The sequence below is a fragment of the Cytobacillus oceanisediminis genome, assembly GCF_004366035.1.
Taxonomy (GTDB): Bacteria; Bacillota; Bacilli; order Bacillales; family Cytobacillaceae; genus Cytobacillus; species Cytobacillus oceanisediminis_C.
The window spans coordinates 394,701-420,638 of the sequence record NZ_SOEE01000002.1 but is presented as its reverse complement, the minus strand read 5'-3'; the positions used below and the strand labels follow the sequence as shown (position 1 = coordinate 420,638).

The following is a 25,938-nucleotide window of genomic DNA, read 5'->3' as shown; positions in this document are numbered from 1 at the left end:
GCTTACTATTCAGTCAATCCCAGTCCTTTGTTGGCTCTTTTTCTTCGGCCATTTCCATTCCATACGCCAGCCGCGGATTTAAGGCCGCTTCTTTGCTATTTTCCTCCTGGCTAACGTCGGCCCCTTTCTGGAGATAGCGGTGCACAAAGACTTCGGAAAGAGTGATAATTCCAGCTGCAATGACACTTCCCCACGCTATTTGCAAGTAACTGTTAAGCAATACACTCCCAAAAACCCATACAGATGCATAAACAAGGAAAAAGTCAGCAATGAGGGCATTCCGGTTTCCCAGGCGGGGGAGAATTATCCGATCACCAAGCATATAGGACATAACCGTTACCAGTAGGCTGAAAGAAACAATATCGGCAAATGTTGCATCGAAAAATAAATCAAGTGCTATGGCAAAAGCAATCATGCTTGATACAAATTTAAGTACAACAATTAATGTTTTATTCATATGTGTTCCTCCTTTGCCCATAGTTTTGATCAATCTGCGCATTCCCATTCATCCAGCCTTTAAACAATGCTAAATATAATTTTTTCAAAAAATAAACAACTTGTTCGGAGCCTCTCAATATAATGGTAGTAAAAGTCTAACATCTTAAGTTAAAGGTTGTGGAAGAGTGTTGCTCCCAGACAAATTACTTAATGTGGTGATAATAGGTGAGTGCTGAATATAAATTTCAAAATCTCCAGGAGCGGAATTTGACGTTTGAGCAGGTATTCAATCGTATTTTACTTTTCATGAGGCGAAATCCTGATGGGAACTTCCGCTTGATGATTGGGACTGATTCACAGGTTCATTGCAATCGAACAGTGTTCATAACCGGAATTGTTATTCAAAATGAACGGAAAGGTGCCTGGGCATGTATTAGAAAGACAATTATTCCAAGGAAAATGGTGCACCTGCATGAGAGAATCTCATTTGAAACCTCGCTGACGGAAGAAGTCGTCTCCTTATTTACTGAGGAATGCAAAGATAAAATGTTTGATATCGTACTTCCATTTCTTTATAAAGGCGGGTCCTTCTCAATGGAAGGGCATATGGATATCGGATCTGGGAAAAGGAATAAGACCAGGGAATTTGTTAGTGAAATGGTATCAAGGATAGAATCGATCGGGCTCGAGCCAAAAATCAAGCCGGAAGCATTCGTTGCATCCAGCTATGCCAATCGATATACGAAATAAGGGATTAAAAAAGAACTCAAGTTAATGAGTTCTTTGCGTTGCACTAAAAACTATACGCCTGCATGTTCTTTATAATTCTGTTCCAGCTTCAAAGCAACAGCTTCAGTAAGCTCAGCAGTAATTTCCGGAAGTGATGTATTAAGCAATGAATTGGCCACTTTAGCCATCATACCCTCAGCGGTAATTTGAAGCGCGCCTGTCATCAAGTTATTATTATTCCTTCCTTTGGAAGCAAGAAAATACCCATGTCCAGTAAATTTCTCATTAAGCCCTGTTAATTGAAAGGTTACCTTGGTTGGTTCCTGCCAGCTTGTTATATCCACCTTCAATTCGATTTTTTTCTTAATGATCCCCATATCGCTTTTAAAGCTCCAGGTAGACTCTTTTTCACTTAGTACCTCATGTGTAATGTAACCGGGTACTAAGGGAGCCCAGTTTCCAATGTTACTGACAAAATTCCATATTGCCGTTATTGGCACGTTCACTTCTGCCTGATGTGTGCAGCTTGCCATATTTACCGCCCCTTTTGAAAAATTCCATAGTTGGTTTCCATGAATATGTATTCAAATTAATAGGGCAAGATTCATTAATTTTATATTTATTTGATCATTTCTTTGGCGATTAATTCATATGAGCGCAAACGGTCTTCATAACGGTGAACGATGGTAACAATCATAATCTCATCTGCTTGGTACAGCTGCTTCATATCCTTCAGCTGCTCGGCAACTTCTTTCGGATTTCCAATAATAATGCGGTGTCTATTGTTAAATGGCTCCACATCCAGGCTGCTAAAATAGTTTTTTGCTTCTTCAATGGAAGGAATCCCGTCATTGCCTTCCCTGTTTTCTGCTTTTATCTTCCAAAGCATACTGCTGAGTGCCAGCTCTTTAGCCTCATATGTTGAATCAGCGCATATAGCTGAAACTGTTAAAATAACTTTTGGTTTCTGTATAAGTCCCCTTTCAATAAAATTTTCCCTATATTGTTTTATGATGTCTTCTCCATCTTTTTCACTCATGAATTGACCAAATGCATAAGCAGTTCCAGACTCAGCAGCCATTAAAGAACTTTTCCTGCTTGTCCCCAATAACCATGGTTCCGGGCTAATTTCTGGCAGAGGTGAAGCAGATATTTTAGCAAACATGTGATCCTCTGAAAAATCATTATTTAAAAATTGAAGAAGTTCCATCACCTTATCAGGCATTTTGCGGACACCTTCAAGGAAATTATCGGAAAGCGCCATAGACGCTTCTGCCGATCCTCCTGGTGCCCTTCCGATTCCCAGATCTACTCTGCCAGGAAACAATGTAGCAAGCATATTGAACGATTCCGCAATTTTGTATGGTTTATAATGCGGCAGCAGTATAGCACCTGCACCAATCCGTATTTTTTTTGTTTTTGCACCGATATAACTCAACATGATTTCTGGAGCTGAACAGGCAAAGCCGGATAAATCATGATGTTCTGCAATCCAATATCTTGTGTAGCCGAGCCTCTCTGCTGACTGAGCCAGCTGTGCTGAAGCTTCCAGTGCTTCCTTGGCTGAATATCCCGATGAAATGGGAGCCTGATCCAAAATGCTTATTTTCAAGGTTAATCCCCTCTTTCAAATGTACTGGCTTCCTAAAAGCTCGAGTGTCTTCCACCATTTTAAAATGTAAAACGAATAATAAAATACAGATGAGCGAAACTTATATTATTGCCTCTAAGATGAATCTGTAAAAAGTATAACAAACCAATTTTTGTTTACCGTTTTATTGATATTTTATACTGATAAAAATCTTAATTTATGGAGTGTTGTATATGAAGGCGGTAACCTATCAGGGGCCAAATCGCGTAGCTGTAACAAATGTGGATGACCCTAAGCTTGAAAAGAAAGATGATATTATCGTTAAAATTACATCCACAGCTATCTGCGGTTCTGACCTGCACTTATACCAGGGCAACATGCCCCTCCCAGAGGGTTATATTATTGGTCATGAACCAATGGGCATTGTGGAAGAGACTGGACCAGATGTAACAAAAGTAAAAAAAGGGGACAGAGTCGTAATCCCATTCAATGTATCCTGCGGCCAGTGCATTTATTGCCAGCAGGATCAAACCAGCCAATGTGATAATTCCAACCCGCATTATGATTCAGGGGGATACTTCGGATACACAGAGAAATTCGGGAATCATCCAGGCGGGCAGGCAGAATATCTAAAAGTCCCTTTTGGCAATTACACGCCGTTTCTGGTTCCGGAATCCTGTGAATTGGAAGATGAGTCTCTATTATTTTTGTCAGATGTACTTCCGACGGCTTATTGGAGCGTTGTTAACGCCGGTGTTAAAAAGGGAGATACAGTTATTGTCCTTGGCTGTGGCCCGGTTGGATTAATGGCGCAGAAATTTGCATGGATGGAAGGCGCGGAACGTGTTATTGCAGTTGATTACCTTGATTATCGGATCAATCACGCAAAGACAGCAAACAAAGTGGAAGTCTTCGAGTTCACCAAGTATCCTGATATGGGAGAGCATTTAAAGGAAATTACCCGGGGAGGCGCCGATATAGTAATCGATTGTGTAGGCATGGACGGGAAAAAGTCGCCCCTTGAGTTTATAGAGCAAAAATTAAAGCTCCAAGGCGGCACCCTGGGGCCCATTCAAATTGCGACAAAGGCTGTAAGAAAAACCGGAACAGTTCAAATAACCGGTGTCTATGGAGCAAACTATAATATGTTCCCTCTCGGTGCCTTCTTCACCAGAAACATTACACTTAAGATGGGACAGGCACCTGTCATACCATTTATGCCAATGCTCTATGAGAAAATCGTTAATAAAGAATTTGATCCGAAAGACATTATTACCCATAAGATTAACATGGAAGAGGTGAGCCATGGCTATAAAATTTTCAATGGACATGAAGACGGCTGCATCAAGGTAGTTTTAAAACCTTAATTGGCATGACCTAAAAAGCCTGCTATAATACAGCAGGCTTTTTGTCATGGCTGTTTCCCCATCTTTTAATTAGAAGCTCAATTTCTTCATGATGTTCAATTCCTTCACCAGAAGGTGTTTCAAGAATTAATGGCAATCCTCGAAGTGGTTCAGCTTTGATAAGCTGATCAAATTGTTTCTCAGTTATATGACCTTTGTTAAATATATTGGCGTGTCTGTCCTTGCCTGAGCCTGCTGGATATTTGGAGTTATTAAAGTGAATGGCTTTAAGATGATCGAAATAGCCCAGCTCTTCCCCTTTTTTTAGAAATTCATTTAGATTCTCTCCATTCCAGAGATTGCTGTCAAAGGCATGGCAGGTATCCAGGCAAAAACCAATCTGATCCCGGTGTTCACACAGGCTCCGAACCTGAACAAGCTCCTCAATTGTTGTACCCATTGACCCAGGGTGGCCAGCAGTGTTTTCAAGCAGGATTAAGCAATGGTCTTCCCGGCAGGAGAGGATTTGATTAAGAATTTCAATCATTAATTGATACCCTGCAAGCGAATCCTTGTTGCTGATTGGGTTTCCAAAATGTACAACCACTCCTGCCGAGCCACAGGCACTGGCTATTTCCAGGTCATTCAGCAAAGAATTAATCGTCAGCTCTTGTTTCTCCGGGTGAGGTGTGAGGCTAGTTGGGTAAGGAGTATGTGCAATCGAGAAGATTTCATGTTCTTTGCAAAATGCCCTGCAAAGAGCAGCATCCTCCCGATTAAAATCCTTTACGCTCAAGCTTCTTGGATTCTTTGGAAAGTACTGAAAGGCAGAAGCATTCCTGGCCCTTGCAGCTTTTGCAGCTCCTAAATATCCTTCCCTTATGCTTACGTGACAGCCAAATAACATCCTGATCCCATCCATTCGTTACCTTCTATAATAATATCTTCTCCTTGAGCGTGAAGAATGACATTCATCACAGATTTGATATTCATGTTCCCAGGACAGCTTTTTGCCGCACTTTCGGCATTTTCTTGAGAGCTCTTTAATATCGGTTTTTAGTCTTTCGTGAACATGGTCGCTGATTTCTTCCCTTAATCTTTCCCAGTATAACGCTTCTGTTCTTTGCTCAAGACGATACAGGAACAGCAAATGGAGGCCAATTGCTTTATAAGTCAATTCCAGCTCTTCCAGATTCCGGTTCTTGATTCTGGGCTCAGGAAGTTCCTCGCCATCAATAATGGCATACATGGTTTCTTCCCACTGACGGACAAGATCATGTTCTTTTTTTGAGAATGGCAGATGGAGAAAACCATACAGGTCCATTAGGCCAAGCTTTGCTTCAATTTCTGTTCCGCGTATCCTTTCATATAGATCTCTCTCCTCTGATAGTGCTGCTTTTTTGGTTCCTCTGGGGCTCTCGAACTTATCCCAAAGCTCAAAGAATGATCCGAGATCGCGGTAATACCTTTGGAATCTTTCAAATACTGTATTTGTTGGGGCTATTGCAAAACTGTGGACCGGGGCATCCTCCATTTCAAGCAAGGCCTTCATTCTTTTGATATCTTTTGTAAAAGCCACTTTTCCAATGTTGTAAAGCCCTTTTCTTCCTGCCCTTCCTGCAATTTGCTTTACTTCCTGGGAAGTAAGGGTTCTCCTTTTCGTTCCGTCAAACTTATCGTTTTCCAAAAAAACAATTCTCCGGATAGGCAGGTTAAGTCCCATCCCAATGGCATCAGTGGAAACAATGACTGAAGTTTCTCCTTTTATAAAACGCTGGACTTGTTTTTTTCTGGTTTCAGGAGGCATCGCTCCATAAATCATGCTTACTGAGTGCCCTTCCTGCTGAAGTCTTGAGGCAGTTTCAAGTACTCTCTTTCTTGAAAAACAGATGAGTGCATCGCCTTTTTTTACATGGCTGAATTTGAATTCCTTTGCTTCGACTTCAAGAGGAATATCCCGGCTGTATTCATTCAGTTCAATATCTGCTTCGCCAAGAAGCTGAAGCATCATGCTTTTAGCGCTGCGGCTGCCAATGATATGGACTTCATTGGCATTTGCCTTCGTAATTGCTTTATACCAGGAAAAGCCTCTGTCTTTATCCGTGATCATTTGGGCTTCATCAATTACAATGACGTCGTAATAGTCCTTTTCGTAGAACATTTCAACCGTGCTGGAAAGATGATCAGAACCGGCAACTGCTTTTTCCTCTTCACCGGTTTTCAAAGAACAGGGTATACCTTCGCGGTTCAGTTTATCATATACTTCGAGTGCCAATAGCCTTAAAGGCGCCAGATACATGCCGCTTTGGGCTGATTTCATTCCTTCAAGGGCATGGTGTGTCTTCCCTGTATTGGTTTCACCAATATGAAGTACATATCTTTTGGCCCGTTCCACAGAGGGGCTGTATTCCTGCCCGAATATATATTCGAGCATGCGTTCCTCTTCTTCTTTCTTCCGCTGCTGCTCAGCTAATTCTTCTGCTATTTTTCTCTCCCGGTCAGCAATGTCCTTCTCGAGCAAATCTTTATGGACTTCAGGGTCAAACGGTATATCCGCAAGCCTCAGCAAATCTTCAATATATTCCTCCTGAATGCTTTCAAAAAAGCTTTCATCAAGATCCTGAAGGGTATGGGCCATTAACTTCTTCACCGACTTACCGGTCAGGGGTTTCTGATAGGTGTCTTCATATTCCTCGAATAAATGATGTGGAAGGTTCTGCAGGACGAGCGATTGCAGGGAATCGGACAGAAATCCCGAAATATGGTTCTTATAGACATAGTAATAGGCTTCATATTCAAAGTAGCCTTTGCCCCCATACAATGCTTTATGAATATTTCCTGTCAGCTCCTCAAAGAATTCCCCCGTTACAGTATAATCACTTGCATCAAATCTGCCTGTCTCCTCAAGCTTTTCCTCTAGAGCAAAGGTATCCACTTTTTGATATCTTATCTTGTTTCTAAGATCGGAAACCAGCTGCTTTGAAGCCATATGCCTGACATGAAGATAAAGAAGGCTATAATCTCTTTCTATAATTTCATCAATATTCTTTTCAATATCTTCGCGGATACGATACTTCTTTCTCTGAAGCCGCTCCTCTTCTGTTTTCTGCAGAAAATGAGCCCGTGCACTCTCATAGCGCTCAGCCCAAGCTTCCTTATTGCTTTCAAATAGGTCATTAAGCCAGTCCAAACTATTAAAAGGCTGATAATCCCTCATTTCAGTCCGGAAGAGGTGATTGATTATTTTCCTGTCAACATTTTCTGTGTCGTATCCTTTTTCACTTAGATATTTCTTTTTTTCATGCTTGGATATTTTGGCGGTGATTTTATTCAGCCACACATTTACCCAGATTTGGTCGATATAATGAAATCTTTCAGAAAGATATTCCTTATACGAGGGCATCGACTCTTTACTGCCCAGATAGCGGTCGGCATCCTCCAGGATTTTTATTTTTGTATGCTCTGCAGCATTATTGTATATCTGTTCAAGCTGATTCATGGTCCGTTCCCCTTTAAACATCATTAAACTGTAATGTAATAATTATGACTTAGGTTATGTATGATATTGATAAATTAAGTAGTCTTCATTTTACCATCTTTTGAAAAAATATCATTGACATAAAACTTAAACCGGCATATAATTTATCTAGAATTAAAATATCTTGAATTCAAAACAAATGAATTCGAACTATTGGAGGAGAAAAATATGGTTAAAACAAAATGGGCAGTTGATCCTGCGCACAGCAGTGTGGATTTTTCTATCAAGCATATGATGATTGCAAACGTTAAAGGCAGCTTTAATAGCTTTGATGCAGAAATAACTGCAGATCCTGCAGATTTAACAACTGCTGATATTACATTCAATGTTTCACTTTCAAGTGTTGATACACGCAATGAAGATCGTGACAACCACCTGCGTTCTGCGGACTTCTTTGATGTTGAGAACCATCCGAAAATGGCCTTTAAATCAACAAGCATTGTAAGCAAGGGTGATGATGAATATGATGTTACCGGCGATCTTACTATTCATGGTGCAACAAAAACAGAAACCTTTACTGTGACATATGAAGGATCAGGAAAAGATCCATGGGGCAATGAAAAAGTCGGCTTTACTGCTGCAGGAGCAATCAAACGAAGCGACTATGGCTTAACTTGGAATTCAGCCCTTGAAACAGGGGGAGTTCTTGTTGGAGATAAAGTGAAAATTGACCTGCAGATACAGGCAGCAAAAGCAGAATAAGACAGAAAAAGGGCAGGTATACCGGTGAAACGGTATCCTGCCCTTTTCTTAATAGTTAAGAATGTACAAATTCTGAAGTTAGATAACTGTCTCGGCTCTCGGGTCTAAGCGTGTCTAGTTTCGGCTCCTAAGAACTGGAGGTCATAGGCCGATAGGCGGGTTGCTTCGGCTTATCTATTCATTTTATTGATCGGCTAATAACGTGGCAATTTTGTCTTCAATAACCTTACCTTGACCGCCGTCAGTCAAGTTATTCAGAATAACAGAAAGGATAAGCTCTTCCCCGCTGGCCGTCTTAACATATCCTGATAATGAACTGACTGTTGAGATAGAACCTGTTTTTGCTTTGACATTCCCGTCGGCATTGGTATTTTTCATGCGATTTCTAAGAGTTCCTCCCACCATCCTGTCTGTATTGCCGGCAATCGGCAATGAGTTCAAATAGGAGTTGAACCATTCTTCGTCCTGTACTTCGAAAAGAAGTTTTGAGATTTCATTTGCTGGAATTAAGTTTACATGTGAGATTCCGGAACCGTCCCGGAGCACGAGAGTTTCCTTATTCATTCCAAGGGCAGCTGCTTGTTCTTCCAATACTTCAAGCCCTTTTTCCCAGCTGCCTTCTCCTTTGGCAACTTTGCCCATTTCCTTGATTAATGTTTCAGCATGGCCATTATTGCTTAATTTCATAAATGGTATGAGCAAATCTTTGATAGGCATGGATTTATGCTCAGCAAATAGTTTTGCGCCTTCTGGGGAAGTGCCAGCTTCTGTTTTCCCTTTGATTTTAATGCCTTGTTCAGCGAGAGAACGCTTCAATAGATCCAATGCATAGCCAGTAGGCTCCCATACAGCAATCCATTCCCTTGAACGGCTGCCTTCAACTGGAATTTCTCCTTCAATTGTAACTGTGTTCGTTCCGTGATCTCTTTCAATATGGATATCCTTTTTTTCGTCTTTAGAGACGGTTTTAGCCTTATTGACGATCTTTATGTAATCTGTTTCCGGCACCATTTTGACAATCGGTTCCTGCCCGGCTTTTTCTCCGGGATAAACCTCTACAATTACTGTACCCGCGTCATAGTCCTCGTTTGGGGAGGCAGTAAGTGCTGAGACTTGTCCGCCATAATACCATGATTCATCGCTCCATGAAAGGTCGGTTGAATAGCGTACATCATCATACCACGTGTCATCACCGATCAGGCTGCCTTGAATAACTTTGATGCCAGCTTCTTTTACTTTAACAGCAAATGAATCAAAATCCTTCTTTAAAAGGGTTGGATCACCTTTTCCTTTTAAGACCAAGTCACCTTGAAGTGTCTTTCCCTTTATTGAACCTGTGTGAAGAAGTTCTGTTGTGAACTGATAATTTTCTCCCAATGTTTCTAGAGCCGAAGCTGCTGTTAGGAGCTTCATATTAGAAGCAGGTCTTAAACGTATATCCCCGATATGGTCGTATACCAGCTCGCCAGTTTCTGCATTGCGGATACTGACTCCTGCAAGTCCTCCCTGAAGAATTGGATCATTATTAAGCATTTGGTTTAACTGCTGTACAAGTTCGCCGCCTTCTTCCGTTGCTTGGACTTGAGGTGATTCGGGCTGAGCAAAAGGAACAAGTGCCAGCATAAATACCAGCAATAAACTGATATTTATTTTTACACTCTTTTTCATATGTATAAGCCACCTTCCATTTTTGTTTCTTAACCTTTTCTTCTTAGAAAGGTGTGTTCCCTTTATTTCCATAATGAGGAAAAGGAATCAATTTTTAATTTACTTAACTATTTTATTCTCCACTTTAAAAGTTATGAGGACTGGCTATTATTTCCTATTTTCTTCTAAAATAAATATTATGCTAGTAAGGATATTTATTCTTAAAATGCTATTAGAAAATGGTATGATAAAAACATGTGAATTTTATAAGGAGTGGAAAGAATGAGTGTACATAAAGCAATATCAGAACATGTAGGAAAGCAGAATAAGATAATAACGAAATTTGCTGCCTTGGAACAGCAACGCGAACACTATATTGAGCAAGCATTGGATCTATGCAGGCGGGGACTTCCATTTTCCGCGGATAAGATAAATGAAGTAACTGCTGATATCAATGAACTTTCTAAACAGGGAATTATACCTGCAAGAAAGTATGTAACAAATGAAATGATTGAGGAATATGCATCAAGGACAAAATAGGTACTTATGATTATAAAGAAGCGTGACTTCCAATTGGATGCACGCTTCTTTATATTTGCTGGGATGATTCATGGGCAAATTCCTGCAAATCAATTCTTTTATTTATATTAAAGTGAATCCCCTCATTTTCTAAAAGTTCTCTCTGAATGTCATGCAAATCTCCTTCTTTAAACCCAATTTCCCCTTTCCCATTCACAACCCGATGCCACGGAAGCTGATGCTTTTCACTTTGGGTATGAAGAATCCGGACCACCTGTCTTGCTCCTCTGGGGCTCCCGGCCAGCCTTGCGATTTGCCCATAAGTCATGACTTTTCCTCTTGGGATGTTTTTAATGATTTTTATAACTTTTTCTGTAAATGGCTGCACATGATTGCTCCTTTTTTATCTTTTATTATAAAACAAACCCGCCTGAGTTTCAGGCGGGCTCTCCTATTATCCTAACATTTCCTTTGCGCGTTCAGGAAAATCAATAAACGGGTTGCGGTTTCCCTGGAGTTCTTGAATGGCAGCGTTTCTATGCTTCTCATATAGAGTCACGGGATTTTCTTCATGCCACCTCTTCAAAACCTTCATATCCATCTTTTCTGCAATATCAATTACTTTTTTATATCTAACTGAAAAATAGAATACGGCTCTTGCAGCAATACCCTTACCATATTCAGGCTCAAACTTTTCCTGGTCTGCCATTCCACAGCCGTTCCTGACACTCTCTATCTGGATTTCTGGTACATAGTCTTCAAAATCATAGTATGGGAAGTTGCTTCTCATGCTGTTGCATGCGGGTTCACAGGCAAAGAGATGATGCAAATCCCCTTTCATTGGCTGTTTTTCTTCAAACCATGATTGCGGAACGACATGCTCGGTATTAAAAATAATTCTCTCATTGCTGCTGAACCCTCTTTGAATCGACTGAAGCAGCTTTAAATCCTGGTCAATCGCTTTAAGAGGGTCAATGCCGGTACCGGAATATAAACTCTTTAGCTTGAGGTTTTCCTGCAGATCCACCCATGGATAAACATATTGATGAGGTGAATAATCCAATTGATGGGTGTGGGTACGAACCAGCAGAGCTTGAATTTGTTCCGGAATGTTTTCCTTATCAAATTCAAGGGTGCTGTAGTAATTCTCTTGATTAAGGAAATCCTTCTGTGAGTCGTAATAGGGTTCATTTTGAACCCTTTCAATATACTTTGACTGAGCTTCGGCCCATGCCAATGAAATACTGTTGACTTTAATCATATAGCATTAACAACTATGGATTTGAACTTTTGGTCGAAGATGCCAGTTAAATGCTCAGGCACGGTTAAATACACAAGTCCATTTCCCTCAAGTTTAGGCGAATTGCCTAACGGGACAGTCCTTCTGATTAATTGTGCATAAAGTTCAGGCTCAGAAAGTTTTCTTTCAAAATGCCTGTTGGCAAAATCTTTAATCAGGGCCAACGCACCTGAAACATGTGGCGCAGCCATTGAAGTGCCGCTCAGGGTTGCGTACTTTCCATTTAGAAAGGTAGATAATATCCCTTCCCCAGGCGCTACCAAATCTATTTCATTATGAGAGTTTGTAAATTCGGAAGAATTTCTTTCAAGGTTTATTGCCCCTACACTAATCACCTCGTTGTAGCAGCCAGGATAAGCAAACTCATCGGTTGAATCGTCGCCATCTCCTTCATTTCCTGCTGCGCAGACAACAAGGATATTCTTTTTAACAGCCGCTTTAATCGCATCATGCAGCTCAGGAACATCAGCGGGTCCCCCAAGTGACATGGAAATGATATCCGCATTTTGTTCGATGGCATAATGCAGGCCATTAATGATCCATTCATATTGTCCCGAGCCATCTTTGTTTAAGACTTTCACTATCAGGAGTTCTGCTTCAGGAGCTACCCCGATAACACCAGCGTCATTTTCATTCGCTGCAATGGTTCCTGCTACATGAGTGCCGTGTCCGTTGTAATCTGAATAAATATCCGGGCTGCTGGCATCATCGTCTGTAAAATTGCGTCCGCCAATTATCCGATCCTTCAAGTCTGGGTGATTTACATCACATCCTGTGTCCAATACAGCAATCTTAATTCCTTTTCCTTTTGTCTCGTTCCATATCTTTGGAGCCTGAATCAATTCCACACCCTTTGGAACTTCCTTAACTTCCTCTTCCTGCTGAATCACCTTATAAGGAATAATGCGAACATATTGCTCCATTTCTTTCCCTCCTTAAGAGATTAAATTGAAGCTGGTTCTTGCTGTTGTTTTTATTTTAACAATTCTGAATACTTTACAACAGTATCGTTCGTAGGGAATTTCCATGAATTATGAAGATAAATAGGAAGTATTTGTGCTATTTGCCCTATAATGAATGATTGAGAATGATAGTGATATAATTCAATTTCATAGGTGAACTGAGGAGGAATGCAGTAAATCGAATGGAGAAAACAGTCAATTTACTGCCTGGCAGCAAGGTCAATGAATGAGGTCATGGAAATTAAACGAGTGAAATGATAAAGCATACTCGTACATGGCACGGAAGTTGGCAGGTAATTATGTCAAATAACTGCATAACTCAGTAAAGGTCTAAAAATTGAAGAATAAAGCTTGCTTCATATTCATCTTATTGATCTTAAAAGCTTTGGGATTTCGGCATAAATTTGAATGATATCATCTATTTTCATCCTTACCAGCCCAGACGAAGATGGAGCGACAAAGTCAAGGGTGCCAGGTACCACGGAGTCCTCCTGGATGCCCCATGGAAGCTTCTTTCTCCCGCTGTATTCCTGGTAAACTCCCTTTCCGACAAAGCAAATGATTTTTGGCTTGAGGTCACTAATCTTTTTAATCAGTTCTTCTCTTCCTTCTTTATATTCTTCTTTTGTAATTTCATCTGCTGCTTTAGTAGGTCTGGGTACAATATTTGTCATGCCATATCCCAATTCCAATAACTTGTAGTCTTCAAATGCATCAAATTTGCGGGGAGTCAGCCCTGATTCATATAGGATTTTCCAAAATCGGTTGTTTGGATTTGCAAAATGATGACCTGTCTCTCCTGATCGAATACTTGGATTGAAGCCGACAAACAGTAAATCAAGATTTTGTTTCAAATGGTCTCTAATAGGCTTCATGCAACCATCCTTTCTTAATAGCAAGGTATAGTTATTTTACATAAAATCCACTTGCGTTTAAAACAAAAACTCTTAAGCGGAAAAAAAGGGCAGACGCCCTGCTCTATTCAGCAGGAACGCCGAACATAGAGGAATTTCTACAATCCATGCCTAATGCAATACTGAGCAACCATGTCTTCTATTTGGTCGTTTTCGGGGAATTTTCCGGAAAATTCGAATTTAAGTTCGTCTACAAATTTTCCATTATGAAAAACATGTATGGCACCGTTCTGGCTGATGACGCTAAATTCAGGCTCAAACCGGTAGCCGTTTCTTTCAATGGCACCCACTCAACATCAACTCCAATACAGTTAGTTTTTCTTAGTATAAGGACTTTTCAGCCAGGTATTTATGGCAAAACAAAAAAAGAGCCATTAAGGCTCTTTTTTAATGAAGCGAATTAACCTTCAAGTATTTCAACTTTCTCCATAACATCGCCATTTCTCATAGCTTTTACAGTTTCCATGCCGGATGTTACTTTTCCGAACACTGTGTGAACGCCATTTAAATGCGGCTGAGGCTCATGAACAATAAAGAACTGGCTTCCACCTGTGTCACGGCCAGCATGTGCCATTGAAAGAGAACCTGCTTCGTGCTTATGAGGGTTTCCTTCTGTTTCGCATTTGATTGTATATCCAGGACCGCCAGTACCTGTTCCATTCGGGCAGCCCCCTTGACTTACAAAACCAGGGATTACACGATGGAAATTCAAACCATTATAAAAGCCTTCGTTAGCCAGCTTTTTGAAATTTTCAACTGTCCCTGGTGCTGCTTCCGGATATAGTTCAAATTCAACCTTTTCACCGTTTTTCATTAATATGTATCCTTTTTCTGCCATACTAATCATCTCCTTATGTAAAAATCAAATTAATAATACCATTAATCTCGCCAGGAATAAAATTAAAAGGCGCTTTTTCGCTGATTGAACATAAAAAATAAAGGGTAATGCTAAGGTAGCATAGTAATATAAAAAGAAGAAATGGCTTATTGGAGGTTTATAGAATGAAAAAGTGGGCTTTTGTCTCAGACTTTGACGGAACGATTTCAAAAAGGGACTTCTATTTAATTATGATGGATAAATATTTTCCGGAGGGCCGGGAATTGATGTCCAAATGGAAGGCTGGAGAGATGAAGGATATCGATTTTTTAAATAAGGTATTTACCTCCATCAATCAGGAAGAAGATCAAATTATCAGCGATATTAATTCAATAGAAATTGATGAATATGTACCTGACTTTATCGAAAAGATTCAGCAGAACGGCGGAGATTTTTATATTTTAAGTGCCGGCACAAACTATTATATATACCACCTATTAAAAAAATTTGGAGTGGAACATGTGAAGGTTTTTTCGAATGAAGGGTATTATCATGAGAAGAATGTGCACATGAAAATAGATAAGGATCATCAGCATTACTCTGAAAGGTATGGCATTGATAAATCGAAGGTCATTCAGGACTTAAAGAAGGAATATGAAACAGTGTTTTTTATTGGGGACAGTGAACCGGATTCACACCCGGCAGAGTATGCTGACATTACTTTTGCCAAAAATGGACTTCAGGATCTTCTTTGGAAAAAAGACATATCTTTTGTGCCGGTAGAAGAATTTAGTGAAGTGGAAGTTTATTTAAAGGAAAAAGGCATGCTGCCAAAAAAATAATCTTTATTCCAGGGCAAAGCCGCTTAACTTGCCCTGGAACGTTTGTATGTACTTTAACCAAATAACTCCAAAAATAATAGAAGGATAAATATGATAAATGCATAAAATGAGAGATGCAGAAATACAGTTGTTAATTTAAATTTGACTTCTTCCACATTAAATGACTGTTGTCTTCGAGTCCTTGCCCTCACTGCCGCAACACCATCCCTGGTCATCATAATATTGATAATCGGATCATTTCCATACATTATATTTCTTCATGAAATAGGCGCTTCCCTTCAAAAAATAGCAGTTTATAAGTAACGGATTTCCTGGGGAAGCGCATAACATGACAGAAATTTAGGTTATTCTTCTTTTTTCTTAAGATAATCATCAATCTTATTATCGAGTATTTCGAGGCTTTTCATGGCCCGCTCAAAATCAAGTTCACGATAATGATGCGCTCCTCCAGGTTCTTCATCTTTTTCATCTGACAATTTGACTATGGATTGCAGGGGAGTTCTTACAACCTCACCGCCAGGCAGAAATGAATCCGTGTGAAATAGGATAGCTAAGGCTACTTCTTTTGCTTTAATCGGGTTTTCTCCAAGCCTGATCAGGAGTTTGTGTGCCCGCTCAGCACCTTTAATGGCATGAATGTCATTCAGCCGGTAAAGGTCGTAATCCCACTTTCCATTTTTATACCAGGTATAATGGCCGATGTCATGCATGAAACCTGCTTTAGCTGCGGAATCAACATCCTCTCCGGATTCATGTGCGAGCTGGAAAGCATGGTAGGCAACTGCAATAGCATGAGCGATGCCGGAGCGTGTAATATATTTCTGTGCGATCCGATGCTGATATATGTCGGTTAGTTTTACATCTCTCATGTAATCCCCCTCCAATCAGGATTAAAATTTCTTATTGAGCTTTTTTTGCTTATTCATTACTTCGTATGATTTTTCAATAATATCTGTTAAAACATCACCTTTATAAATCCTGCCGAGTTTCGTGTTTTCCTGATAATAATCAACAATTTCATCGAGCATATTTGAAGTCTCTTTTGTTATGCGGACGTTAAGCTGAATACGGGTTTCTCCACTCATTTGAATCCTCCTAGCCATTAATATCTCAGAGCTAGCAATTCGCTAGCGCATGCTGTCGTTTTGTTAGTGTGTGCTATAAATATTTAGATTACACTGTTTTGCTGAATTATTCCAGTATAAAGTTTACCTGAGGCAAAAAAAAGAGAATGGTTATTTTTTTCCATTCTCTCATTCCTTTTAATTGCTGAATTGATCCCATTTCTCCTTGAGGAATCTGCTGAATTCCTCAAGTTCCTGCTTGCCTTCTCTCAATTTTTCCTTCCACATGGGAAGATCTTCCCTCAATTTGCCTTCAAATTTTTCTGTCTGTTCTTTAATGGTTTGTCCAATTTCTTCTGTTAATTCCGTTTTTTCCAGCTTTTCATTTACCGATTTAGTAGTAAATTCCTCTTCCTGCATATATGGCAGGCTTGATTCCATAATCGCTCTAAAAACAGGTACAGCTGTTTCAGAGCTGCTTTTTGACAGGTAATGTTCCCTGTCAGTCTGGTCATACCCCAGCCAAACGGCGCCAACCAAATTCGGAGTATAGCCAACAAACCACTGATCTTTCGTTCCGTTAATGTCCTTATAAGGGAGCTGGGTTGATCCAGTTTTTCCGGCAATTTGAACTCCTTCTATTTTTGTTGCGCTTCCAGTGCCCGTCTCCACCACATTCAGCAGCATGGAAGTCATTTGATTCGATACCGTTTTCGTCGTAACCTTAACTGTTTCTTTGTCGCGTTCGGCAATGATGCTGCCTGTTGGGCCTACTATCTTCGTAATTAAATGGGCATCTTGCCGCTTTCCGCCATTTGGAAATGCCGCATATGCTTCTGCCATCTTTAAGGGTGAGACCCCTTTCCTCATTCCGCCTAAGGCAATCCCTAAATATTCATCTTCTTTTTCAAGCGGTATGCCGAACCTCTCAAGCGCATCCAGACCTTTATCAAGTCCAATTTCATTAAGAAGCCAAACGGCTGGAACATTGATAGAGTCTTCCACAGCTTTATACATGGACACTTCGCCAGCATATTGTCCGGAAGCATTAGCTGGAGTGTAATCTCCATATGTCACTTTTTCATCTTTTAGCATGGATGTTGGTGAGTAGCCTTCTTCTAGTGCGGGTGTGTAAACAGCTAATGGCTTAAGTGTTGATCCAGGCTGGGCTTTAATGTGTGTGGCCCTGTTGAATCCTCTGAACACATGTTCACCTCTGCCTCCAACAAGCCCTCTGACACCCCCTGAAGCAGGATCAAGAAGGACAGCACCACTCTGGACGATTTCTCCGTTCATCCCTGGAGGGAAGATTGAGTCCTTTTCATAAACATTTTCCAGGCTTGATTGCAGATTTTGATCCATTTCCGTATATATTTTGTATCCTCTTGTAAAAATCTCCTCCTGAGTTAATCCATACTTATTTATAGCTTCATCCAGTACGGCATCAACATAGTAGGGGTATTTTCTTTCTTGCTTGCTTCGTGTTCCTTCCTTTAATTGGTTCTTCTCATTTACAGCGTTCTCATACTCTTCGGCTGAAATCATTTTATGCTCTTTCATCTTTCCAAGAACAACATTTCTTCTTTTCATCGCCCGTTCATAATGATTGTAAGGATCGAGAGCAGAAGGCGATTGGAGAAGCCCTGCAAGCAGTGCACTTTCGCTTATGCTCAGTTCCTTTGGGGTTTTGCTGAAATATTTATTGGATGCCTGTTCAATTCCCCATGAACCGCTTCCGAAGTATACCTGATTTAAATACATTTGCAGGATTTCATCTTTTTTATAATTTTTTTCGATTTCTACGGCCAGAAACAGCTCTTCAGCTTTTCGCTTATACGTCTGTTCAGGGGAGAGCAATGCATTTTTGGCAAGCTGCTGAGTAATCGTACTTCCTCCCCCGGTTATGCTGCCTGCAAATAAATTGCCAAAAAAGGCTCTGGCAATGCCTTTGATATCGAAACCGTTATGCTTATAAAAGCGTTCATCTTCAATCGCAATAACGGCATTGCCCACATGTTCAGGCAATTCTTCAATTTTTGCACCCTCTGCCCTATTCTCCGCAAGTCCTGCAGCAGCATCACCATCTTTATCGTAAATAACGGTTGACTGCCTTAAACCTTCTTTTAAGGTTTCCACGTTTGCTGTAGCTGCCAGAAACGCAAAAAATAGAATGGTTAAAAGTACTATAGTTAGTGTTAAAAGAAGCAGAATTTGTGTCAGGTGTTTTTTTCGCCAAAACCCAGCAAAAGCTTCCTTGAAACGCTGAAATTTTTCCATGATGACTCCTTCTCTATTCATTAAGTTCCATTATTATATCTCCTTATTATATATTAAACGAACAAACTTCATAAAAAGTTTCAATTTCAAAAGTAAGGGACGAACACTTTTGTTCATCCCTAAACACTATTCTATTCATTTGTCGTGTCCAGAGGCTTTATCTTTGCCTCGATTTCCTCCCGCCTGTCTTCAATATATGGAGGAAGTGCCAGCTTTTCTCCCAATTGCTCGAAAGGTTCATCTGCCTCAAATCCAGGTCCGTCTGTTGCCAGTTCAAAAAGAATGCCGTTCGGTTCCCGGAAATATAAAGATTTGAAATAATACCTCTCTACAAAACCAGAGCTGGCAATCCGCAATTCTTTCAGTTTTCGTACCCATTTTCTTAATTCATCTTCATTTTCCACCCGAAAAGCAACATGGTGGACACTTCCCCGGCCTGGACGCTGCTTTGGCAAGTCATGGCGTTCTTTAATATGGATTTCTGCCCCGTTTCCTCCTTCACCGGTTTCAAATACAACTACAGTATCTTCATCCAAAGAATATTCTCCTCTTCTTCGATATTGCATTCCTTCTGTAAGCAGATTTGCGGTGGATCCGAGGTCGGAGACGGTGAGCATTACGGGTCCAAGCCCGATTATTCCATGGCTTGGTGGCACTGCAGCTCTATCCCATGGCCTCCCGCCTTTTACCCCTTTATTATTTTGATCGGAAACCAGGGCCAATCGCTGCCCTTCGAAATCTTCAAAGAACAGCATCTTCTTTCCGTTTGCTTCTCTTATTTCTTCATGCAAAACATCTTGTTCTGCCAGTCTCTTTTTCCAATAAAGAAGCGATTCATCAGATGGCACACGCAGAAATGTACAAGTTATACTGTCCGTCCCCCTGTAAGTGCGGCCAGCATTTTTGATTTCAAAAAACGTTAGGTCAGTTCCAGGGTTACCCCTTTCATCTGCATAAAATAAATGATACATCGTGGTATCATCCTGGTTTACTGTCTTCTTAACAAGCCGCATACCAAGGATTCTGGTGTAAAATTCGTAGTTCTTCTGAGCATTGGCTGTTATGGCAGAGACATGATGCTGACCTTTTAATGGTTTCATATTCATATAATCACAACCCTAATCAATGTATTTTAGGTATATTTTGATTGAACAATGAAAGGAATGCAACGGAAGAGCACAAAAAACTCTTGTTTCTTTTATATAATAATGCTATATTAATAAAGCGATGAGCTAATTGCATAAGACGACAGACAAGCCTAACTGGCAATGCACTATGTGGAGTGCAGTCGGGTCGCCGCAATACGTATAAAAAGACGCCTCTCTGGGGCGTCTTTTTTAATGGATAAGAATGTATAAATTCTGGAGTTAATAACTGTCCGGCTTCACAAGGAATACTTAACGACAGCATCCCACGACTAAAAGCGTTAGCTTTTAGGAGGAGCGCCTGCTCTTTCGAGGTCACAAGCTCGTCTAGTTGTGGCTCCTAGGGACTCTCAGGTCTAAGCCGTTTCCTTTCAGAAGGAAAAACGCCTTCTTACTGGAACTGTCTTTTGCCTGTCATCCCTGGGCAGTCGCCTCCACATTTCGGGCAATCTTCCCAAAAAGGCAAAGAACGCCTTTCCGGGAGGCTCGTCTTGTGCTTGAGGCCCCCAGGATAGGGGCCATGCAGACGTTGCCAAAGGAAGTGGCGTTCTTAGTCTATGTTCCTTTGTAAGCATGGCGCTTGCGCTTTTCTTATTTTAATTGAGATGTAAGATACGAGCATGCAGCCGCTGACTGAAGCCTTGCTGCTACATATGGGGGCCGTGCGTTTTTATGGGCCTCTGCAGGAATGCCCAGCCACAAAATATGTCCGTCAATTATGATGCAGGGAAACGGAAAGCCGCTTGGCAAAATTTCATCCGGTGCAGCGAAAGGGATTGAATGCTTGGCAAGCATGGTAAGTTTCGTTTGCGAAGGCCTCCCTGAAAGTGCCTTTCCCCATTCATTCCCCAGTTCCTTGCCAACAGGCAGGGAGAGAATAATCTCCTTTTTAGCTTTAGAAATATCCTCAAACACATTTTCCAGCTTTCTTGCATGCAGCCATTGTAGGCTTGGATGCTGATTTTTGATCCATCTGCCAATCTGATCAGGATGAATGGCCTGTCCATTGTGCAGCTGGTGTTCTGCCAGCTTCCGCCATGTTTTGTTTTTAAATACGTTATTGTGTAAAAATTCCAAATCTGAAATATGAATAAATTTTCCCTTGGTTCTAGTTATGGCAACATTCAATAATCTTTCGCTTTCTTTCCCGATTAATAGCATTCCAGCTCTGTCATGGGGCTGAGCATCGACAGAGTCAAAAATCATGACATCCCGTTCACTTCCCTGAAAACGGTGAACTGTTGCAGCAATAATATCAGCTGCAGATCTTTCCTGCTCATATAGCTCACCCAGAAGCTGTTCCATTAATAATGCCTGTGCCCGATACGGAGTGACATAGCCTATGGACCTGCTTCCTCCTGTATATGCTTCATGTATTAGCTGAAATCCCAGCAAAAGATCCCATAAATTGATTCTTGAATTTGAGCTGCCATCTTTCATGCCATATTCACCAGATCCGGCTGTATTGAGCAGGATCGAAGCTCTGCCGGGAAAAGGCGTACAGGCAGCGATATCAGATCTTGCAGCCAGAACATCCGGATGGTCACCAACAAGTGAATGATAGATATGTTTATTCGAAAATGCTGAAATGTCCGGGTGCATACGGCGCTGCTCTTTTAATAGAAAAAGATGCGGATGCAAGTGTCCATCCTTGACTGCGTCTGACACGCCAGAGTGATGAAAGATATCTTCTCTTAGCCATTTTTCCGACAATTTATGTCTTGAGGCAGCAATAGGAGGAAGCTGCTTAAAATCACCGCAAATGATGACTCTTTTGCCAAGTGAAGCTGCAAAGGCAGCTTGTGGAACATAAGCCATGCTGGCTTCATCGATGATGACTAAATCAAAATTTTTCCCGTAAATTGACGGATCACTTGCAGCTTTTGCCAGTGTTGTGCCAATAATAGAAGCATTTTTTACAAATTCTATTTCTTTTTGCCTGATCTTTTCGATTACTCCAGATAGCTTCTTTTCTATTTCAATAAGATGATCGGAATCTCTCTTGCTGAAGGATCGGGATAAATCCTGTTTAAGCAGGCGGCGTTCCTCAAATAGGGCAGCTTTTTGCTCCGAGAGATTTGTATACTGCTTATTTAAAAGATATTCGGCTGTTAATGAAAGATGATCGAATAGTGCTGGACCGATTTGTGACCCGTAACGAAGGAGATCCCCATCAGGAATTTTTCGTTTGCATGATGCAAAGGATGAAATCTCTGCCATAAGGACATCTATTGCTTGATTTGAGTGGGCCAGAATAAGAACACTTTGTCCTTTAAAATATTTGTTGGCGGCCACACGTGCCAGTGTATAGGTTTTCCCTGTGCCTGGGGGTCCCCAGACATAAGTGACTGGATTGTACTTAGAACGCAAAATCAATTCATGGGCACCAGTCTTTACCTTATCGGCAGGGTGTTGAGGTGGCATGGAAGGATCCATCAATTTTTTTATTCTATTTCTTTTTCTTTTACTTTCTTTTATGTCCTCTAAGCGCTGAAAAAGCTGATCCAATAGCTCCCAGGGATCATGAAGCAAATAAGCTTCCGATAGTTCGATTCCAATATCCTCTTCTAATGCCACTATGACATTATTTCCTTCCGCAGAAAGGACTCTTCCTTCCACTCTCTTTCTTCCCCATTCGATTTTTATGGAGGATCCAGTGGGAATTTTAATGGAAGAAGGTGTATCAAAAAAATAGGTATATGCATCTGTTTTTGAAAGCAGCTGCCCATTTAACATTAAATAGCGGGAGCTCCCATATTTTTTTAAATGTAAGATCTCAGCCTGGATGGCTTTTTGCCAGTCTCTTATTAAGCCAAGTGTTGATGTCATTTTGTATCTTCCTTTGTTCACTATGGTATTCAATTAGACTAATATATCATTTACTTGCGGATATGCAAAAAATAATGGAACCTGAATAATTCCATTAAGATCAATAGGGTTAATTCCACAGAAGTATGAGATAATGTGTTAATAACACTTTATATGTGTAAAGAAAGAGGGATCAGTGTGAAGCGCAGAAATAAGTTTGAGCATAATGATATTGTTATTCTGATTGACACGGGAGAGAAAGTTACGATCAACAAAACCTGTTATGTGGCGAAAATGAAGAAATACACATATACAATAAAAGAAAAACCAAAAATGTTCTATTTTGAAGAAGAAATGAAAGAGCTTCTTTAGAAAAGGGCTATAGAATTGTAAAGTTTTTATCCGCAAATGCCCAGTTCTGCGGAAAACGCAAGCTTAATTGCCAGTATGTCATTCCTAAAAGATTATACTGGTCAATTAATTTATATTTCTCTGTAATGCTGCGGATATCTTCAAACCAAACCACATGTTCTTCTTCTCCGTTCCAATATCGGAACCATGGGGATGCCGCATAAGCATCGAATTGAATGACTGCTCCTCTGCTTAAAGCTAAATTCTGAATGGCTTGCATGGAAAATGAGCGGGTTAGATTATCCGCTGTTCTCCAGTCATATCCATATAACGGCAAAGCTATTTGCAGTTTTTTCGGGTCAATCTGGGTGATCGAATATTTAATGACCTCTTCAACCCACCATAGTGGAGCGACGGGATTAGGAGGACCAGTGGGATAACCATAGTCCATGGTCATGACTGCAACAATATCGGCCCCCTCCCCAATTGCTTTATAATCATATGCCCCTATTATCCGGTTTGCCGGGAGATCTTCTGTCTTAGCATGTACATTGACATGAAGAATTTTTGGCCCTAAGGCATTTTTTAATTCTCTAATGAATGAATTGAAATCCTGGCGCCTTGGCGGCGGGATAAATTCAAAATCCAGGCTGATGCCCCCATATCCTTTTTGAGCGACAAAATTCATTAGGCTTAAGATTAAGTTCCTCCTATTTGCAGGACTCTCAAGCACCCCGCCAATCAATTCTGCATTAAATTCACCTTGTGCAAGGTTTCTGATCATCAGCAGTGGAACGACATTCAGACGGCGGCTTTCTGCCAATATGGCTGTATCGTCAAGTTCAATATATGCGTAACCTTCCCTTGTTAAAGAATAGGCAGAAATGGCAATGTAGGTTAAGTACTTTGCTGTTTCCCTGAAAGGGGGTAAAAAAGTATCAGGAGAATACGGAACTATGAACCCTAATGTTTCCATGACTAATCTGCTTGGTGAAGGAATATTTATCTTCTGTCCGATATATAGCCCCTCCGGCCTTATCTCCGGGTTTGCTGACAGGATGAGATTAATTGTAGTTTGATAAAGCTGGGAAATGCTCCATAATGTATCTCCGGGCTTTACCAGATAAGACCTGATAACAGGTCCGCTTTCCGGAATGTATAGCGCTAAACCAGGAATGATGCCAGGTCCATTCTCAAGGCCATTAGCCGTTCTTATATCCTGGATAGGAACCTTATACTTTTGAGAAATGGCCCAAAGGCTATCGCCTGCCTGTACGATATGAATCCCCATAATGCACCTCTTTTCACCTGCTTTTAATCAGTTTATGGGGGAGTCAAGCCTGAATAGTACCAACAGAGAAATGCGGCCAAATGTAAAATTTTAAAAGGTTGTTATTCGAGGGGTGATTCGGTGCTGTATGCTGTGTGAACGAGTTATTTCTTTTTCTGCTGATGCACAAAAAAGCGGCTTCAAGAATTCTTGATAGCCACTTTCTCATTTCACTTTGAATTATTACTGATAATCAGCTTCATGCCCGCTCAGGGAATCCATGTGGCTGGCAATCATGGCAATGATTGTGCTTGCCTCTTCTTTGCTGAAGATAAAGTGATCTTCATCTTTGATCATTTCTTCGTCATCTGTCCAAATGCGATTAATCCTGCGGAGAACTCCATCACCGGTTTCATGGACCACTCCAAACTGATAGGATACCTCCACTTCGTCTTCCTTGAAAAAGGCAGTTACTTCAGGAGTTTCCCACTCTACATCTACTTCTTCAAAGATATCACCTTCGCCTCCAAAATCATATTCTTCAGCAATGTCGAAATCTTCCTCTTCTGAAACATATATTTCTTCATCATCTTCAAATGCAAAATGATCCTCATCTTCGCCATTCATGTAATCGTGAAGACTTTCGTGGACTGTATCGATGATGTCTTCAATATCAAAAAGCATTGTTTTAGAAGTATGTCCCAGCTCAAAATCAAAGTCCTCTACATAGAACTCTTCATTATGCGGATCAAAGAAAAGAGTGCAAAAATACTCTCTATCATTATCACTGGTTTCAATAAAAAACTCCATTCTGGGATGCTTGGCACCCCGGTCAATCGACAATTGGCCAATCTGATCATATTTACTGCAAATTGATTCAAGATGGTCCTGCAATTCTCCGCTTACCCTGTCAAACCATTCAAGTGACATACTGCATCCCTTCCTCTCAAGGTTTTTCACACCTATTTTGCCCATTCGCCATTTTTTAAGTATGGGATTAATACCCATTGGCATAGGCTGAAGGTTTCACTTGACAAACAAAATAGGCACCCAAACCATTTGGGTGCCATAAGAAAAATTAAACCTGCAATCCATAGTTTCGGCAAAGAGCTGCCAAGCCGCCTGAGAAACCGCTCCCAATGGCATTGAACTTCCAGTCATTCCCATGGCGGTATAATTCACAGAAAACCACTGCTGTTTCAATTGAAAAATCTTCTCCAAGATCAAAACGAAGCAGCTCCTGATTATTGGATTCATCCACTAATCTTACGAATGCATTGGAAACCTGCCCGAAATTTTGCTGCCTTAATTCTGCATCATGAATAGTAACAGTTATGCCAATACGATGAACATGTAAAGGTATTTTGGTAAAGTCGACAACAAGCTGCTCATCGTCGCCGTCTCCTTCACCTGTACGGTTGTCTCCTGTATGTATAACTGCTCCGCTTGGATGCTGCAGGTTATTATAGAAAATAAAATCATGATCATTTACACATTTACTGGTTTCATCTGCAAGAAATGCAGAAGCGTCAAGGTCGAAGTCATGACCGCCGCTATATTTGTTCGTGTCCCAGCCCAGCCCGATAATGGCTTTAGTCAGGCCAGGATTTGTTTTAGTCAGATCAATTCTTTGACCTTTTGATAATTGAATACCCAAGAGAATCACTCCTTCATAACA

At 40.7% G+C, this 25,938-nt stretch carries 26 protein-coding genes; 6 read left to right on the top strand and 20 right to left on the bottom strand.

The genetic code is table 11. From position 1 onward, the window contains the following. Positions 1-13 precede the first annotated feature (13 nt). A complete protein-coding gene (locus tag DFO72_RS06395; RefSeq protein ID WP_113880869.1) occupies positions 14-457 on the bottom strand; it encodes a YndM family protein in 444 nt (147 codons plus the stop codon). A 206-nt stretch (positions 458-663) separates the two neighbouring features. Here DFO72_RS06395 and DFO72_RS06390 point away from each other — a divergent pair, with 206 nt between their 5' ends. Continuing rightward, positions 664-1,188: a ribonuclease H-like YkuK family protein gene (locus DFO72_RS06390; RefSeq protein ID WP_113880870.1), complete on the top strand. Its 525-nt coding sequence runs from the start codon at positions 664-666 to the stop codon at positions 1,186-1,188. Positions 1,189-1,238: 50 nt separating this feature from the next. Here DFO72_RS06390 and DFO72_RS06385 read toward each other — a convergent pair whose 3' ends face one another. Next, the gene (locus DFO72_RS06385; RefSeq protein ID WP_113880871.1) at positions 1,239-1,700 is read right to left on the bottom strand and encodes a CoxG family protein; all 462 of its coding nucleotides are present in this window, start codon (positions 1,698-1,700) and stop codon (positions 1,239-1,241) included. An 86-nt stretch (positions 1,701-1,786) separates the two neighbouring features. Further along, positions 1,787-2,779 carry an LLM class flavin-dependent oxidoreductase gene (locus DFO72_RS06380; protein WP_113880872.1) on the bottom strand — a complete coding sequence of 331 codons (993 nt, stop codon included), beginning with the start codon at positions 2,777-2,779 and terminating at the stop codon, positions 1,787-1,789. A 212-nt stretch (positions 2,780-2,991) separates the two neighbouring features. Between DFO72_RS06380 and DFO72_RS06375 the strand changes: the two genes are divergently transcribed. Next, positions 2,992-4,125: a zinc-dependent alcohol dehydrogenase gene (locus tag DFO72_RS06375; RefSeq protein ID WP_113880873.1), complete on the top strand. Its 1,134-nt coding sequence runs from the start codon at positions 2,992-2,994 to the stop codon at positions 4,123-4,125. A gap of 22 nt (positions 4,126-4,147) precedes the next feature. Here the strand turns inward: DFO72_RS06375 and DFO72_RS06370 are convergent, their stop codons facing one another. Both DFO72_RS06370 and DFO72_RS06365 read right to left on the bottom strand, forming a co-directional pair. Continuing rightward, positions 4,148-5,026 carry a deoxyribonuclease IV gene (locus DFO72_RS06370; protein ID WP_113880874.1) on the bottom strand — a complete coding sequence of 293 codons (879 nt, stop codon included), beginning with the start codon at positions 5,024-5,026 and terminating at the stop codon, positions 4,148-4,150. A gap of 3 nt (positions 5,027-5,029) precedes the next feature. After that, complete coding sequence (locus DFO72_RS06365) at positions 5,030-7,603, bottom strand: DEAD/DEAH box helicase (protein ID WP_113880875.1); 2,574 nt, start codon at positions 7,601-7,603, stop codon at positions 5,030-5,032. Positions 7,604-7,810: 207 nt separating this feature from the next. Between DFO72_RS06365 and DFO72_RS06360 the strand changes: the two genes are divergently transcribed. Further along, positions 7,811-8,344 carry a YceI family protein gene (locus DFO72_RS06360; protein WP_113880876.1) on the top strand — a complete coding sequence of 178 codons (534 nt, stop codon included), beginning with the start codon at positions 7,811-7,813 and terminating at the stop codon, positions 8,342-8,344. A 183-nt stretch (positions 8,345-8,527) separates the two neighbouring features. On the opposite strand, the gene dacB is transcribed toward DFO72_RS06360, so the two are convergent. Further along, a complete protein-coding gene (gene dacB / locus DFO72_RS06355) occupies positions 8,528-10,012 on the bottom strand; it encodes a D-alanyl-D-alanine carboxypeptidase/D-alanyl-D-alanine endopeptidase (protein ID WP_113880877.1) in 1,485 nt (494 codons plus the stop codon). A gap of 261 nt (positions 10,013-10,273) precedes the next feature. Between dacB and DFO72_RS06350 the strand changes: the two genes are divergently transcribed. Continuing rightward, positions 10,274-10,531: a YpbS family protein gene (locus DFO72_RS06350; protein ID WP_113880878.1), complete on the top strand. Its 258-nt coding sequence runs from the start codon at positions 10,274-10,276 to the stop codon at positions 10,529-10,531. Between the two features lie 49 nt (positions 10,532-10,580). On the opposite strand, the gene DFO72_RS06345 is transcribed toward DFO72_RS06350, so the two are convergent. From DFO72_RS06345 to DFO72_RS06320, 6 genes are all read right to left on the bottom strand, one after another. Then, positions 10,581-10,898 (bottom strand): MGMT family protein, encoded by a 318-nt coding sequence (locus DFO72_RS06345; RefSeq protein ID WP_113880879.1) that lies wholly within the window; start codon positions 10,896-10,898, stop codon positions 10,581-10,583. A 66-nt stretch (positions 10,899-10,964) separates the two neighbouring features. After that, a complete protein-coding gene (locus DFO72_RS06340; protein WP_113880880.1) occupies positions 10,965-11,771 on the bottom strand; it encodes an endonuclease I family protein in 807 nt (268 codons plus the stop codon). Continuing rightward, the gene (locus tag DFO72_RS06335) at positions 11,768-12,733 is read right to left on the bottom strand and encodes a S8 family peptidase (protein WP_113880881.1); all 966 of its coding nucleotides are present in this window, start codon (positions 12,731-12,733) and stop codon (positions 11,768-11,770) included. The genes DFO72_RS06340 and DFO72_RS06335 overlap by 4 nt, the downstream gene beginning before the upstream one ends. A 401-nt stretch (positions 12,734-13,134) precedes the next feature. Then, a complete protein-coding gene (locus DFO72_RS06330) occupies positions 13,135-13,647 on the bottom strand; it encodes a mismatch-specific DNA-glycosylase (protein ID WP_113880882.1) in 513 nt (170 codons plus the stop codon). A 137-nt stretch (positions 13,648-13,784) separates the two neighbouring features. Continuing rightward, positions 13,785-13,976, bottom strand: a complete 192-nt coding sequence (locus tag DFO72_RS06325; protein WP_113880883.1) for a YbxH family protein — start codon at positions 13,974-13,976, stop codon at positions 13,785-13,787. A gap of 110 nt (positions 13,977-14,086) precedes the next feature. Continuing rightward, a complete protein-coding gene (locus DFO72_RS06320) occupies positions 14,087-14,524 on the bottom strand; it encodes a peptidylprolyl isomerase (protein WP_113880884.1) in 438 nt (145 codons plus the stop codon). Between the two features lie 164 nt (positions 14,525-14,688). On the opposite strand from DFO72_RS06320, the gene DFO72_RS06315 reads away from it, so the two are divergent. Then, on the top strand, positions 14,689-15,345 hold the full coding sequence (locus DFO72_RS06315) for an MtnX-like HAD-IB family phosphatase (RefSeq protein ID WP_113880885.1): 657 nt from the start codon (positions 14,689-14,691) through the stop codon (positions 15,343-15,345). 344 nt (positions 15,346-15,689) lie between these two features. Here DFO72_RS06315 and DFO72_RS06310 read toward each other — a convergent pair whose 3' ends face one another. The 5 genes from DFO72_RS06310 to DFO72_RS06290 form a co-directional block, all read right to left on the bottom strand. Then, positions 15,690-16,214 carry an HD domain-containing protein gene (locus DFO72_RS06310; RefSeq protein WP_113880887.1) on the bottom strand — a complete coding sequence of 175 codons (525 nt, stop codon included), beginning with the start codon at positions 16,212-16,214 and terminating at the stop codon, positions 15,690-15,692. A 21-nt stretch (positions 16,215-16,235) separates the two neighbouring features. Next, the gene (locus DFO72_RS06305) at positions 16,236-16,430 is read right to left on the bottom strand and encodes a hypothetical protein (protein ID WP_113880888.1); all 195 of its coding nucleotides are present in this window, start codon (positions 16,428-16,430) and stop codon (positions 16,236-16,238) included. A gap of 177 nt (positions 16,431-16,607) precedes the next feature. Next, complete coding sequence (locus DFO72_RS06300) at positions 16,608-18,686, bottom strand: transglycosylase domain-containing protein (RefSeq protein ID WP_113880889.1); 2,079 nt, start codon at positions 18,684-18,686, stop codon at positions 16,608-16,610. A 131-nt stretch (positions 18,687-18,817) separates the two neighbouring features. Then, on the bottom strand, positions 18,818-19,792 hold the full coding sequence (locus DFO72_RS06295; RefSeq protein WP_113880890.1) for a ring-cleaving dioxygenase: 975 nt from the start codon (positions 19,790-19,792) through the stop codon (positions 18,818-18,820). A gap of 630 nt (positions 19,793-20,422) precedes the next feature. Further along, a complete protein-coding gene (locus DFO72_RS06290) occupies positions 20,423-22,660 on the bottom strand; it encodes a DEAD/DEAH box helicase (RefSeq protein ID WP_113880891.1) in 2,238 nt (745 codons plus the stop codon). Between the two features lie 177 nt (positions 22,661-22,837). Between DFO72_RS06290 and DFO72_RS29335 the strand changes: the two genes are divergently transcribed. Next, the gene (locus DFO72_RS29335; RefSeq protein ID WP_019379882.1) at positions 22,838-23,011 is read left to right on the top strand and encodes a hypothetical protein; all 174 of its coding nucleotides are present in this window, start codon (positions 22,838-22,840) and stop codon (positions 23,009-23,011) included. A gap of 7 nt (positions 23,012-23,018) precedes the next feature. On the opposite strand, the gene DFO72_RS06285 is transcribed toward DFO72_RS29335, so the two are convergent. From DFO72_RS06285 to DFO72_RS06275, 3 genes are all read right to left on the bottom strand, one after another. After that, on the bottom strand, positions 23,019-24,281 hold the full coding sequence (locus tag DFO72_RS06285) for a glycosyl hydrolase family 18 protein (RefSeq protein WP_113880892.1): 1,263 nt from the start codon (positions 24,279-24,281) through the stop codon (positions 23,019-23,021). Between the two features lie 222 nt (positions 24,282-24,503). Then, positions 24,504-25,190, bottom strand: a complete 687-nt coding sequence (locus DFO72_RS06280) for a hypothetical protein (protein ID WP_113880893.1) — start codon at positions 25,188-25,190, stop codon at positions 24,504-24,506. A 148-nt stretch (positions 25,191-25,338) separates the two neighbouring features. Then, a complete protein-coding gene (locus DFO72_RS06275; protein WP_113880894.1) occupies positions 25,339-25,917 on the bottom strand; it encodes a TerD family protein in 579 nt (192 codons plus the stop codon). Positions 25,918-25,938 lie beyond the last annotated feature (21 nt).